This is a genomic window from Corynebacterium mastitidis DSM 44356, assembly GCF_000375365.1.
Taxonomy (GTDB): Bacteria; Actinomycetota; Actinomycetes; order Mycobacteriales; family Mycobacteriaceae; genus Corynebacterium; species Corynebacterium mastitidis.
The window spans coordinates 24941-37188 of record NZ_AQXB01000007.1 but is presented as its reverse complement, the minus strand read 5'-3'; the positions used below and the strand labels follow the sequence as shown (position 1 = coordinate 37188).

Below are 12248 nucleotides of genomic sequence, written 5' to 3'. Positions count from 1 at the left end.
CTTCTCGCGTGTTCTAGTCCATGGTCCAGTATGGCGTATAAGCGCCGCCCGGGTGGGTGTGATGATGACCTCAGAGGTCGGAGAGGTAATCCACCGCGGAGTACTCCTGGAGCTTGGAGAGCTGGTGGCGGGACTCGAGGTAGCGCAGGGTGCCGGACTTGGAGCGCATCACCAGGGAACGGGTGGTGGCACCGTTGCTGCGGTAGGTCACCCCGCGCAGCATGTCGCCGTTGGTCACGCCGGTGGCGGCGAAGTAGCAGTTGTCCGAGCGCACCAGTTCGTTGGTGCCCAGCACCTGGCCCAGCTTGTGCCCGGCGGCCAGGGCGCGGCCCTTCTCCTCGTCGTTGCGGGGGGCCAGCACGCCCTGGATCTCGCCGCCCATGCACTTCATGGCGCAGGCGGTGATGATGCCCTCGGGGGTGCCGCCGGTGCCCATCATGATGTCCACGGAGTTGGCCACGTCGTCCTGGGCGGCGGCCACGGCCCCGGCCACGTCGCCGTCGGAGATCAGGCGCACCTTGGCGCCCGCGCGGCGGATCTCCGCGATGAGGTCCGCGTGGCGGGGGCGATCCAGCACCACCACGGTGACCTGGGAGGGGTGCAGCCCCTTCGCCTTGGCCACGGCGTTGATGTTGTGGCCCACGGGGGCCTCGATGTCGATCTTCCCGGCGGCCTCGGGGCCCACGGCGATCTTGCGCATGTAGAACACCTCGGAGGGGTCGTACATGGAGCCGCGCTCGGCGGCGGCGATCACGGAGATGGCGTTGGGGCGCCCCTCGGCCATGAGGGTGGTGCCGTCCACCGGGTCCACGGCGATGTCCACCTCGGCGCCGAAGCCGGTGCCCACGTGCTCGCCGTTGAACAGCATGGGGGCCTCGTCCTTCTCGCCCTCGCCGATGACCACCACGCCGTTCATGTTCACGGAGTTGATGAGCTCGCGCATGGCGTCCACGGCGGCGCCGTCGCCCTCGTTCTTCATGCCCCGGCCCACCCAGCGGCCGGAGGCCAGCGCCGCCGCCTCGGTCACGCGCACCAGCTCCATGGCGAGGTTGCGGTCCGGCACCTCGGTGTTCTTGTGGTTTTCTGGACGGCTTTCATTCATCTGTACTGCGGCCTCCTGCGGGCAAAATGGTACCAGGGAACCCCTACATTGTTGCACCGCGGGGGCAAAGCGCGGACATATTGCACCCAAATGAGGGTAGGCAGGCGTACTTCTCCTGGAGTTTCCGGCGCCCCCTTCCGCGCCGCCCGCCGCGAACCCAGCCGCGCGGACCGTGTGGCTTTCCGCGCGGCGGTAGTGGGATACTAAGGCGCGTGGCAGAGAAACCAAGGATCTTTCAAGACGGCCGGGACATGACGCTCTCCCTCGTGGCCATCGTGGCGATGATGGTGGTGGGCGTGGGGGCCACCGGCCTGTGCTCCTTCGAGCCGGGCAACCCGGAAAACGGTCCTGTGCCTACGGCGGACGCCTCCGCCTTCCTCGGGATGGAGGCCGCCAGCGCCGCCTTCCCGGTGCGCCTGCCGGAGGTCCCCGAGGGCTGGACCGCCAACTCCGCGCGCCGCTCCAGCCTGGGCGGGCAGCCGGTGCCGGTGGTGGGCTACATCACCGACCACGAGGGCTACCTCCAGCTCACCCAGACCGGGGAGCCGGTGGCCGAGGCGGTGCGCGGCTACGACGAGGACCCGCGCGAGCGCGACCGCTCCGTGGAGATCGAGGGTATCCCCACCGAGGTCTACACCTCCACCGACCGCGAGGTCCGCGACCTCTGGGTGGCCGACCTCGGGGATGCCCGCCTGCTGCTCAGCGGCGCGGCCACCGAGGAGGAGTTCCGGGCGCTCATCGAGGCCACGGCCAAGGCTCAGCCCCTGCGCTCGGCCTCCTCGGGGGACGCGGGGGTGGGCGCGGTGTCGGCAGAGCCCTCGGCCGCGCCCTCCGAGCCGCGCTGAGCTAGGGCCGCCTCCACCCTCGCGGAGGCCCGGTCGAGCTGCTGCTCGCAGCGCGCCGCCAGCGCCTCCCCCCGCTCCCAGTAGGCCAGGGACTCGTCCAGGCCCATCTGCCCCAGCTCCAGGATCTTGACCACCTCCACCAGCTCGTCGCGCGCCTGCTCGTAGCTCAGCGTGGACACCTCGGGGAGCTCGGCGGCCCATCCGGTGCCAAAGGTATCGGGATTGCTCATGCTCGTTCTCCTTAATACAAAGCTCTAGTCGGCGGGGGTGGCGGACATGCCGGCGGCGGTAATCGAGCCGTCGGCCACGCGGATGCGCAGCTGGCTGCCCGGCGGTGACTGCGCGATGGAGGTCACCACCTGCGGGTCGGAGCCGTCGCGGGGGACCACCTGCACCACGGCGTAGCCGCGCGCCAGGGTGGCCGCGGGCCCCAGCGCGGAGACCTGGGCGCGCAGGGCGGACACCCGGGCCCGCTCCGTGCCGAGCGTGTGCTCCACGTCCCGGCGGATGGTGGCCAGCGCGCGCCGGGCTTCCTCGCGGCGGGAGAGGATCGGCGTGAGCGGGTCCGCCAGCACCGGGCGGGAGCGCACCTGGCGCAGCCCCTCGCGCTCGCGGCGCACCCAGCCCCGCAGGGCCGCCGCGCCGCGCGCCCGCAGCTCCCCGAGCAGGGCCCGCTGCTCCGCCACGTCCGGCACCACCCGCTTGGCGGCGTCGGTGGGGGTGGCGGCGCGCAGGTCCGCCACGTTGTCCAGCACCGGGGTGTCCGGCTCGTGCCCGATCGCGGAGACCACCGGGGTGCCCGCCGCCGCCACGGCGCGCTGTAAGGCCTCCTCGGAGAAAGGCAGCAGGTCCTCCACGGAGCCGCCGCCCCGGGCGATGATGATGACGTCCACCTCGGGGTCCGCGTCGAGTGCGCGCAGAGCCTCCACGATTTCGGGCACCGCCGACGCCCCCTGCACGGCGGTGTTGATGACGCGGAAGTCCACCTCCGGCCAGCGGTCCCGCGCCACGGAGAGGACGTCGCGCTCGGCCGCCGAGCCGCGCCCGGTAATCAGCCCGATCCGGGTGGGCAGGAAGGGCAGCGGGCGCTTGCGGGAGGCGTCGAACAGCCCCTCGGCGGCCAGGGCGCGGCGCAGGTGTTCGATGCGGGCCAGCAGCTCGCCCACGCCCACGTGGCGGATGTCCGTGGCCCACAGGGAAAAGGAGCCGCGCCCGGCGTAGAAGGCGGGCTTGCCGTAGACCACCACGCGGTCGCCGTCCTTGAGCGGCGTGGGGGCGTCGCGCAGCAGGGAGGTGGGGCAGGTGAGCTGCACGGAGGCCTCCGCCTGGGTATCGCGCAGCGTCAGGTAGGAGAGCTTCCAGGAGGGCTTGACGTTGACCTGGGTGAGCTGCCCCTCCACCCAGATGTGGCCCAGGCGCTCGATCCACCCCTTGACCATCGCGTTGAACTCGCGTACCGGCAGCGGGCTGCGGGCCGTGGTGACGGTTTTAGCCATGCGTGATGCGGCTCTCCTTGACTGGCGGACATGATCGTTTCACCCAGTCTATGCCCGTGGGGCGGGCTTTGGTTACTGTGGTCAGCATGACCGCGAGCAAGACAGACGGAGACAAGACGGTGCTGCTGGCCGCCCCGCGCGGCTACTGCGCGGGCGTGGACCGGGCCGTGGAAACGGTGGAGCGCGCCCTGGAAAAGTACGGAGCCCCCGTCTACGTGCGCAAGGAGATCGTGCACAACCGCTACGTGGTGGACACCCTCTCCGAGCGCGGCGCGATCTTCGTGGAGGAGACAGACGAGGTGCCCGAGGGCTCCCACCTCGTGTTCTCCGCCCACGGCGTGAGCCCCCAGGTGCGCGGGGAGGCCAAGGGGTTACAGCTTAAAACCCTCGACGCCACCTGCCCCCTGGTCACCAAGGTGCACAACGAGGTCAAGCGCTTTGCCCGCGACGGCTACCACATCCTGCTCATCGGCCACGAGGGCCACGAGGAGGTGGAGGGCACCGCGGGCGAGGCCCCCGAGGTGACCCACCTTGTGGACGGCCTCGACGGCGTGGACGCCCTGCCGGACTTCCTGGAGCAGGAAAAGCTCATCTGGCTCTCCCAGACCACGCTCTCGGTGGACGAGACCATGCAGATCCGCGAGCGTCTGCACCGGCGCTTCCCGCACCTCCAGGACCCGCCCAGCGACGACATCTGCTACGCCACCCAGAACCGACAGGTGGCCGTGAAGGCCATCGCGCAGCGCTGCCAACTGATGATCGTGGTGGGCTCCCAGAACTCCTCCAACTCCAAGCGCCTGGTGGAGGTGGCCCTGAAGCACGGCACCGAGGCCGCCCACCTCATCGACTACGCCAACCAGATCGAGGACTCCTGGTTCGACGGCGTGGACACCGTGGGCGTGACCTCCGGGGCCTCCGTGCCGGAGATCCTGGTGCGCGACGTGGTGGAATCCCTAGCGCGGCGCGGCTACACCTCCGTGGAGGAGATCACCACCGCCAGCGAGAAGATCACCTTCGCGCTGCCCAGGGACCTGCGCCCGGCCCGGACGTAGCCGGGGGCGTCGCGCGGCGCGGGGGCTAGGCCGCGTGGATGTAGCGGGACACGGCCTTTCTCACGAGCTCCTGGGGAGCGAGTTCCTCGGCCCGCGCCGCTGCGGCGAACGCCTCCCAATCGTCCACGACGTCCAGGAGCCAGCCGAGCGTGCCGACGGCCCCCTCGAGGTGTTCCTCGGTGATCCCGTTCTCGTAGGGGACGGGGTGGTTCTCTTCGGTGTGTGGTGCATGGGCTTATGTTATCCCTGTGAGGCATAGCGGGGCGTTTTCCACCCCGGTGTGGGGCTGGTGGGGATCGCTGGCGTCATGGTGTGGGATGGAACGATCTTTTCATTCCGCCCCGGGGCTGGTGGGAGCCCCAGGAGCAACGCCGTGGCGTGGCAAGGCGTTCTCATTCCGCGCTGTGGCCGGTGTGCACCACTCCCGTCACACCCCGGAGTGGAAACGGCATGGCTCCCTCAACCCGAGCCCTGCCTCCGAACAGTGCGACGCCCCGCGGCCGGTGGGGGCGGCGGGGCGTCGCTAAGCGGTATCAGTAGTCCCGGCGATGGGGGCGTCGGGCGCCGGGGTAGTCCTGCCGGGGCGCGCCGGGGTAGGTGCGGCGCTCCCGGTCCGCGTGCTGCGCGGAGTGCCGGGGCCGGGACGAGGCGCGGGCGCGATCCGAGGGCCACGGGGAGGAGGGCTCCTCCGGCGGGGCGGCGGTGCGCGGTGGGCGCTGGGGGGTGCGGCCGGAGGAGGCGTGCCGCGTGCGCCGGGCCGCCGAGGTGGAGTTGAGCCTGCTCACCGTCTCCTGGTTGCGCTGCTCGGCCTCGGCGGTGCGACGCCGCAGCTCCCGTTCCCGGCGCTCCCCCTCCGCAACCCGGCGGCGCAGGAGGGAAAGGCGCAGGAAGGCGATGAGCGTGCTGCCCAGGGTGACAAAGAACAGCACGGGGAAGAGCTGCAGCAGCGGGTAGAGCGCCGTGACGAGCGCGGTGGTGGAGAAGCCCGAGATGTTGGGGCTCAGCGCGCGCCCGTTGAACCAGGAGGTCAACACCGTGATCGCGGTGAAGGAGAGCGGGATGCAGGCCACCGTGATGAACAGGCCGCGCGCCTCCGTGAACAGGGCCACCACCAGGCTCGAAAGAACGAACAGGATGATGTACGGGGCGCCGATGGTGTGGTTGAACATGCTCAGCAGCAGCCCGGTGAGCAGGGCCGCGACCACGATGGACACGCCGGACCACGTGGGCAGCCCGGCGGGCCTGCCCTGGGAGGGGCGCGGGTGAGGGGTCACATGAGACACGTCGATCAATCCTAGCGCGGCGTTGCATCGTCGGGGCTGTGATATTTGGCGCGCAGCTCCAGGCCGCTCTCCACGCTCAGCCTCCCCACGGCGGAGCCCTCGGGGGTGACAAAGGAGACGTCGGCAAGCTCCCGTTCCCCGGAGCGCAGCATGGTGACGTCCTGGAGGTAGCGGAAGAGCACCGCGAACATCGCGGCGGCGGGCACCGCGAGGAAGGCCCCCACGATGCCGAACAGGCTGCCGCCGATGGTCACGGACACCAGGATGATGACCGGGTGCAGGTTCATGGCGCGCGACTGCAAGATGGGGGAGAGGATGTTGCCCTCCAGCTGCTGCACCGCCACCACGACCACGAGCGTGGCCACCGCCTGCGGCACGCCCAGGGAGACCAGGGCGATGAGTACCGCCAGGGCCCCGGCGGTAAACGCCCCCACGATGGGGATGAAGCCCGCGAGGAAGGTGATGACGGCCAGTGCGAGGGCCATCGGCACCCCGATGATGACCAGCCCCAGCCCAATGAAGATCGCGTCCACCAGGGAGACCAGCGCCTGCGCGCGGATAAACCCGCTCAGCGTGCGCCACGAGCGGGTGAGCAGCTCCGTGGCGTGCCAGCCCTGGCGCTGCCCGGCCACCCCGCGCACCCAGGGCAGGAAGCGGTGGCCGTCCTTGAGGAAGAAGAAGGTGAGCACCAGCACCACGCCCAGGGTGACGGCTATCGACGTCACGGTGGACACGCCCGTGAGGATGCCCCCGGCGATCGCGCCCGCCTGCTCCTGAAGCCAGGTGGCGGCCTCGTTGATGACCACGTCCAGCTCCGTGGAGCCGATGTTCAGCGGCGGCTGCTCCAGCCACAGGCGCAGGCGCTGGATGCCGTCGAAGGCCTGCAGATACAGCACGCCGGACTGGCGCACGATGTCCGGGGCGATGAACACGAACACCCCGCCGATGAGCAGGAAGAAGGCGAGCAGCGTGAGCAGCGCCGCCAGGGCTCCGGGGACGTGGTGGCGGCGCAGCCAGTCCGTGGGCCCGTAGAGCACCGTGCACACGATGATCGCCAGGATCACCGGGAGGATGCCCTGCCAGAACTCCCGCAGGATGATCGAGCCCACGAAGGCCGTGGCCACGATGATGAGCACGCGCAGGCACAGCCGGGCCGTGGAGCGCAGCGAATCGCTGATGATGACGGAGCGATCCACCGGCGGCGGGCACGGCTCCCGGGGGGACTCCTCGGCGGGCCGCTCGGCCGCCTCTGCTTGCGTATCTTGCTTGTCCGTCACAGGAGACATTGTGCCCGATAAAGGTACGGCGGGGCCAGCGCCGGGCGGGCGCTGGTTCGGCTGCGTGGGGTCGGCCGCGTGGGGGCGCTGTGTGGTGGTGGGCGCTGGCGTGTTGCGTGGGCGCGGCGGGTGTGGGGTGGCTTGTGTGTGGTGCTAGCGGGCCAGACGCAGGGCGCTGGCGACCAAGGGGATCTGCAGCGGCAGGCGCAGCAGGGAGATCGCGGCCTTGGCGCGCGACTGCGGCACCCACTGGCGGGCCATCTCCACGTTGGCGGGAAACACCGCCACGAACAGCGCCGCCGCGGCCCTGGCCGCGACCTTCCGGGTGGCGGGGTGGTTCAGGCTCGCCGCGAGGGCGACCTCCGCCGCGCCGCTGGCGTAGGTGGACAGGCGCGGGGACCCCGGAACCCAGGAGGGCACGATCTGATCGAAGGGCTGGGGCTTGAGGAAGTGAAGGACGCCCGCGACGCCGAGGATCGCGGTGAGGGCGCGGCGGGAGAGGTGGAGGATGCTCATGGCTTTGAGGGTACGCGGGTGGCGGGGCGGGGTGAGCCGAGCGGGGTGGGGCTGGTTTGGTGGGGGTTAGCCCAGCGAGTCGAAGCGGCTCGCGGACTGGGCGTAAGAGACAAGGAGCCAGCCCAGGAACGCGAACGCGACGCCCGTCCCGCAGCACCAGGGCACGGCGATAGTCCTGGGGGAGGATTCTCCCCGAAGAGTGGTGCCCGCGGCCAGGAAGAACGCGGTGACAACCCCCAGGAAGGCGGCTCGGTGGAGGGGGAAGTAGCAGGGGAGGCTGAGTGAGTAGATCAGGGAGTACCATGCCAGGGCGGCTCCGAGGAGGGCGGAGAGGACGATCAGGAGGGTGTTTCTCATGGCGCAAGGGTCCTTGTGGTCGGGGTGGGCGAGTGTAGCATGTGGGGCGGGAGTGGTTTTGGTGGGGGAAGTTGTTGGTGTGCGGGTAGGGAGGTTATGGAGTGATCGACCCGCTGATGTTCCGCAACAGCGCCAGCGGCCCCGCCGACCCCATCGAGACCTGGGGCGCGGAGGTGTACCACGCCGTGCTGGACTACGGCGGGATAGAGGACTGGCGCCCCTTCTTTGCCGCGATCCGGGCCAATCCCCACGGGGAGGTGGCGCGCCGCATGGAACGGCTCGTGGCCCGGCGCCCCTGGGACGGGGTGAGCGCTGCGTTCACCGTGGTGACCAAGAAGGCGCGGGGCGACGCCGACGCCTTCACCCAGCCCCAGCACCCGCTTGAGGCGGCGGAGCCGGACGTGTAAGCCCGGCCGGGCGGTGGCTTGATAGGATAGGCCACCGTGAGCCTTACTCTTGGAATCGTCGGTCTGCCCAACGTGGGAAAGTCCACCCTGTTTAACGCCCTGACCCGCAACGATGTGCTGGCGGCCAACTACCCGTTCGCCACCATCGAGCCGAACGTGGGCCTGGTGGAGCTGCCCGATCCGCGCCTGAACCGCCTGGCGGAGATCTTCGGCTCTGAGCGGATCCTGCCTGCCACCGTGTCCTTCGTGGACATCGCGGGCATCGTCAAGGGCGCCTCCGAGGGCGAGGGCATGGGCAACGCCTTCCTCGCCAACATCCGCGAGGCCGACGCCATCTGCCATGTGGTGCGCGCCTTCGAGGACGACAACGTGGTGCACGTGGACGGTAAGGTGGACCCCGCCGCCGACATCTCCGTGATCCAAATGGAGCTGATCCTGGCCGACCTCCAAACCATCGAGAAGGCCCTGCCGCGCCTGGAGAAGGAGGCGCGCAAGGATAAGGACAAGGCCGTGCTGGTGGACGCCACGAAGAAGGCGCAGGCGATCCTGGAGGACGACCGCACCCTCTACGCCGCCTCCGTGGCGGGGGAGATCGAGCTGGCTGCGTTGCGGGAGCTGCACCTGATGACAGCCAAGCCCTTCCTCTACGTATTCAACGCGGATGAGGCGGTGCTGACCTCGGAGGAGCGGAAGGCCGAGCTCTCTGCTTTGGTGGCTCCCGCCGACTGCGTGTTCCTGGACGCCGCCACCGAGGCGGAGCTGCTGGAGTTGAACGAGGAGGAGGCCAGGGAGCTGCTGGCCTCCGTGGGGCAGGACGAGCCGGGGCTGGCGACGCTTGCCCGCGCCGGATTCGACACCCTGGGCCTTCAGACCTACCTCACCGCCGGGCCGAAGGAGTCCCGAGCCTGGACTATCCGTAAGGGATCGACCGCCCCACAGGCGGCGGGCGTGATCCACTCCGACTTTGAAAAGGGCTTTATCAAGGCAGAGATCGTCTCCTTTGCTGATCTGGATGCTGCGGGTTCCATGGCCGAGGCGCGTGCCGCGGGCAAGGTACGGCAGGAGGGCAAGGAGTACGTGATGGCGGATGGGGATGTGGTGGAGTTCCGATTTAACGTTAGGTAAGAGTAAGGGGGCTATCAAATTAATTTGATAGCCCCCTTACTGATCTACAATTCCGTAAATATTCCATTCTCCATTTCAAAATTTTAATCTGCGAAAATAATCTTGCATACCAGTCTGCCTTCTCGCGGGTAAGATATTGTGCTATCATTCTTGCCTTATTTAGCTTGCCTTCCCCGGTGGCACCGGAGCCCCCTCCGGCGGCAAAATCTTCGGGTACGTCCTCACCTCACTCCGCCCCTCGGACTCAGCCACCTCATCGGAACCCCCGCACCACTCATCCCACCCCGCCACCTCGCAGGCACCCAGTTTCCCTCCACCAGCTTCCTCTGGGAAAGCCACCCCAGGGTCAGCACCCCAAACCCCCACGGCGCCAATTAATGCCAGCCCCACCGCGCCCCCGGCCTGCGATGCCCACTCCAAGAGCAATCCGAGCCAACCGAAGTCGGCGTCGCCGAATGTGGTGTTGGCGGAGCCGAACGTGCCGAGCACGCCTACCAGGAAGGCTGGGAGGAGGCTGATGAGGAGCCCGTTGGCGAGGGCCCCGAACACCGCGCCCCGGCGCCCGCCGGTGGCGTTGCCGTACACGCCCGCCGCGCCGCCGGTGAAGAAGTGCGGCACCAGCCCGGGGAGGATCAACGCGACGCCGAACGCGGGGTTGAGCCATAGGGAGAGCGCGCCCAGGCCGATTAGTCCGCCGCAGAAGGAGGCGATGAAGCCCACCAGCACGGCGTTTTGGGCGTAGGGGAACACGATGGGGGCGTCGAGAGCCGGGATGGCGCCGGGCACGACCTTGGCGGCGATGCCCTGGAACGCCGGTACCAGCTCGCCCAGGATGGTGCGCACGCCGAAGAGGATCACGGCCACGGCCACGCCGAATTGCAGCCCCTGGGTCAGCGACTGCATGAGGTAGTTGCCCACGCCGGTGACGCCGTCGGGGAAGGCGTCGAACGCCTCGCCCGCCCGGTCCGGGCGAGGAACATCGCGGCCAGCACCAGGTACATCAGCGCCATGGAGAGCGCGGTGGCGACCATGGAGTCGAGCAGAAAGCGTAGGCCCTCCGTCAGCTTGAGGTCCTCGGTAGAGGGGGACTGCGCGGTTCCCTTGCCACCCACCAGCGACCCCACCGCGCCCGCAGCCACGTACCCGGCGGTGCCGAAGTGCCCGATGGCGATGGAGTCGTCGCCGGTGATCCGCCGCGTCCAGGGGTGCGCGATGGCGGGCAGGGACACCATCAGCACGCCCAGCAGGATCGCGCCGAAGGGCACCACCACCCAGGAGGCGTACCCGGCCGTGGCCAGGATCATGGTGAGCAGTGTGGCCATGAAGAGGACGTGATGGCCGGTGAGGAACACGTACTTCATCGGCGTGAGGCGCGCCAGGGCGAGCGATACCGCGAAGCCCAGGATCATGATCCAGGCGACGCTCCCGCCGAATTGATCCTGGGCGATGCCCACGATCGCCTCGTTGGTGGGCACCACGCCCTGCGCGCCCGTGGCCCCGGTGATCATGGCGCCCAGCGGTTCCAGGGAGGCGGTGACGAGGTCGGCCCCGGCCCCGATGAGCAGGAAGCCCAGCGTCGCCTTGATGGCCCCGCCCATGACCTGCCCGGCGCCCTTATTTATGGCGGACAGCCCCACGGCGGTGATGATGCCGATGAGGAACGCGGGGACGGATAGCACCTCGTTGACCAGGAAGTTCGCAATGGAGAGAAGAAAATCCATGATCGATGTTCCTTAGATGTCGTAGAGATCGCGCAGGGCGGCGTCAATTTCGGGGGCGGAGGTGAAGTCCTCGATCACGCGCACGGGCACGCCGACGTCGCCGAGCGTCGCGGCGATGGCGCCGGAGGTCAGCAGGAAGTCCGCCTCCTGCGCCCGGCCCTTGGCGGAGATCGTGTCCGTGGCCTCCACGGTGAGAAACGGCCCCCAGCCCCAGGCGTCGAGCACCTGCTCCAGGGTGTTCTTTAGGAACAGTGAGGTACCCAGGCCGTTGCCGCACACGGTATAGATCTTGCCCTTCGAGGGCACGGAATCCCCTCGCCGCCCCGTAACGGCAGGGGCGGACGCACATGAGGCCTCGCTCTTCCGGGGTCTCGCGGTGCCGTCCCGGAGTATCCTACGCAGCTCCTCCTCGGTGCCCAGGGCGTCGAGCTGCGCGCGCACCTGCGGGTTGCCGAGCAGGGCGGCCAGCTCCTTCATCGTCTGCAGGTGCGCCGAGGAATCCCGGGCGGCCAGCGCCACGACGAGGCCCACAGGGTCGTGGGCCTTACTACCAAACGGCACCGGGTTGTTCAGGCGCACCCAGGAGATCGCTGTTTGCCTGACCGCCTCCGAGGAGCGCGCGTGGGCAAGCGCGAACCCCGGGGCCACCACGATGTAGGGGCCGTGGTCCTCCACCGATTGCACCATAGCCGCGGTCTAGCCGGGGGTGATCTTTCCCGCCTCCTCGAGCAGGCCACCGGCGAGGTTGAGGGCGGCGCGCCAGTCCTGCGCCTCGCCGTGTAGGTTCACGGCGCCGGGTGGGAGTAGGTCGTTGAGCATGGACATCGGGGCCTCCTACCGCCAGCAGCCATGAGAAGAGATCCTTGCATTGATTATAGACTTTGGCTGCTTTGTACCCCCGCAGGAGTTGAGCGCGATGGCGCGGGGGAGGGGCGTGCCCTGCGCCCCTGGTGCTTGGGGTTTTGAGTGCCGGACGGGGCGCGTGGGGGAGGGGCAGTGCTCCCGGCGTCGGTCGGTTGTGGCCCTCACCGGGCCGGAGGGTGAAGCCCGCCGCGCGCTGCCCCGGC

Annotated in this window: 11 protein-coding genes and 2 pseudogenes; 4 read left to right on the top strand and 9 right to left on the bottom strand. The window is 69.3% G+C overall.

Features of this window, described 5'->3' with window-relative positions; translation table 11 throughout:
- Nucleotides 1–70: 70 nt before the first annotated feature.
- A complete protein-coding gene (gene glpX, locus B140_RS0108840) occupies nucleotides 71–1102 on the bottom strand; it encodes a class II fructose-bisphosphatase (protein WP_040426369.1) in 1032 nt (343 codons plus the stop codon).
- A gap of 212 nt (nucleotides 1103–1314) precedes the next feature.
- Between glpX and B140_RS13390 the strand changes: the two genes are divergently transcribed.
- Complete coding sequence (locus B140_RS13390) at nucleotides 1315–1947, top strand: DUF4245 domain-containing protein (RefSeq protein WP_280512660.1); 633 nt, start codon at nucleotides 1315–1317, stop codon at nucleotides 1945–1947.
- On the opposite strand, the gene B140_RS0108830 is transcribed toward B140_RS13390, so the two are convergent.
- Together B140_RS0108830 and xseA are read right to left on the bottom strand one after the other, a co-directional pair.
- On the bottom strand, nucleotides 1860–2177 hold the full coding sequence (locus tag B140_RS0108830; RefSeq protein WP_018118999.1) for an exodeoxyribonuclease VII small subunit: 318 nt from the start codon (nucleotides 2175–2177) through the stop codon (nucleotides 1860–1862). The two genes, B140_RS13390 and B140_RS0108830, sit on opposite strands and share 88 nt — an antisense overlap.
- Before the next feature lie 24 nt (nucleotides 2178–2201).
- On the bottom strand, nucleotides 2202–3443 hold the full coding sequence (xseA, locus tag B140_RS0108825; protein WP_018118998.1) for an exodeoxyribonuclease VII large subunit: 1242 nt from the start codon (nucleotides 3441–3443) through the stop codon (nucleotides 2202–2204).
- Between the two features lie 86 nt (nucleotides 3444–3529).
- Here xseA and B140_RS0108820 point away from each other — a divergent pair, with 86 nt between their 5' ends.
- Nucleotides 3530–4495: a 4-hydroxy-3-methylbut-2-enyl diphosphate reductase gene (locus tag B140_RS0108820; protein WP_018118997.1), complete on the top strand. Its 966-nt coding sequence runs from the start codon at nucleotides 3530–3532 to the stop codon at nucleotides 4493–4495.
- Nucleotides 4496–5028: 533 nt separating this feature from the next.
- Here B140_RS0108820 and B140_RS13000 read toward each other — a convergent pair.
- The 4 genes from B140_RS13000 to B140_RS0108795 form a co-directional block, all read right to left on the bottom strand.
- Entirely contained in the window at nucleotides 5029–5778 is a 750-nt protein-coding gene (locus B140_RS13000; RefSeq protein ID WP_156801720.1) for a DUF6542 domain-containing protein, read from the bottom strand.
- 11 nt (nucleotides 5779–5789) lie between these two features.
- Nucleotides 5790–7064: an AI-2E family transporter gene (locus tag B140_RS12375; protein WP_083912285.1), complete on the bottom strand. Its 1275-nt coding sequence runs from the start codon at nucleotides 7062–7064 to the stop codon at nucleotides 5790–5792.
- A 144-nt stretch (nucleotides 7065–7208) separates the two neighbouring features.
- Nucleotides 7209–7571 (bottom strand): DoxX family protein, encoded by a 363-nt coding sequence (locus tag B140_RS0108800; protein ID WP_018118993.1) that lies wholly within the window; start codon nucleotides 7569–7571, stop codon nucleotides 7209–7211.
- A gap of 66 nt (nucleotides 7572–7637) precedes the next feature.
- A complete protein-coding gene (locus B140_RS0108795) occupies nucleotides 7638–7928 on the bottom strand; it encodes a hypothetical protein (RefSeq protein ID WP_018118992.1) in 291 nt (96 codons plus the stop codon).
- A 101-nt stretch (nucleotides 7929–8029) separates the two neighbouring features.
- Between B140_RS0108795 and B140_RS12370 the strand changes: the two genes are divergently transcribed.
- Together B140_RS12370 and ychF are read left to right on the top strand one after the other, a co-directional pair.
- Nucleotides 8030–8335: a hypothetical protein gene (locus tag B140_RS12370; protein WP_018118991.1), complete on the top strand. Its 306-nt coding sequence runs from the start codon at nucleotides 8030–8032 to the stop codon at nucleotides 8333–8335.
- Nucleotides 8336–8371: 36 nt separating this feature from the next.
- Nucleotides 8372–9460, top strand: a complete 1089-nt coding sequence (ychF, locus tag B140_RS0108785; protein WP_026166180.1) for a redox-regulated ATPase YchF — start codon at nucleotides 8372–8374, stop codon at nucleotides 9458–9460.
- A 159-nt stretch (nucleotides 9461–9619) separates the two neighbouring features.
- Here the strand turns inward: ychF and B140_RS12365 are convergent.
- Together B140_RS12365 and B140_RS12360 are read right to left on the bottom strand one after the other, a co-directional pair.
- Nucleotides 9620–11181: pseudogene (locus B140_RS12365) on the bottom strand (PTS ascorbate transporter subunit IIC).
- A 12-nt stretch (nucleotides 11182–11193) separates the two neighbouring features.
- Nucleotides 11194–12006, bottom strand: a pseudogene (locus B140_RS12360) (PTS sugar transporter subunit IIAB).
- Nucleotides 12007–12248 lie beyond the last annotated feature (242 nt).

What these genes read in the sequence shown, in the direction of transcription:
- glpX (WP_040426369.1), bottom strand. Translation starts at nt 1,102, where the DNA reads ATGAATGAAAGCCGTCCAGAAAACCACAAGAACACCGAGGTGCCGGAC.
- B140_RS0108830 (WP_018118999.1), bottom strand. Translation starts at nt 2,177, where the DNA reads ATGAGCAATCCCGATACCTTTGGCACCGGATGGGCCGCCGAGCTCCCC.
- xseA (WP_018118998.1), bottom strand. Translation starts at nt 3,443, where the DNA reads ATGGCTAAAACCGTCACCACGGCCCGCAGCCCGCTGCCGGTACGCGAG.
- B140_RS0108820 (WP_018118997.1), top strand. Translation starts at nt 3,530, where the DNA reads ATGACCGCGAGCAAGACAGACGGAGACAAGACGGTGCTGCTGGCCGCC.
- B140_RS12375 (WP_083912285.1), bottom strand. Translation starts at nt 7,064, where the DNA reads ATGTCTCCTGTGACGGACAAGCAAGATACGCAAGCAGAGGCGGCCGAG.
- B140_RS0108800 (WP_018118993.1), bottom strand. Translation starts at nt 7,571, where the DNA reads ATGAGCATCCTCCACCTCTCCCGCCGCGCCCTCACCGCGATCCTCGGC.
- B140_RS0108795 (WP_018118992.1), bottom strand. Translation starts at nt 7,928, where the DNA reads ATGAGAAACACCCTCCTGATCGTCCTCTCCGCCCTCCTCGGAGCCGCC.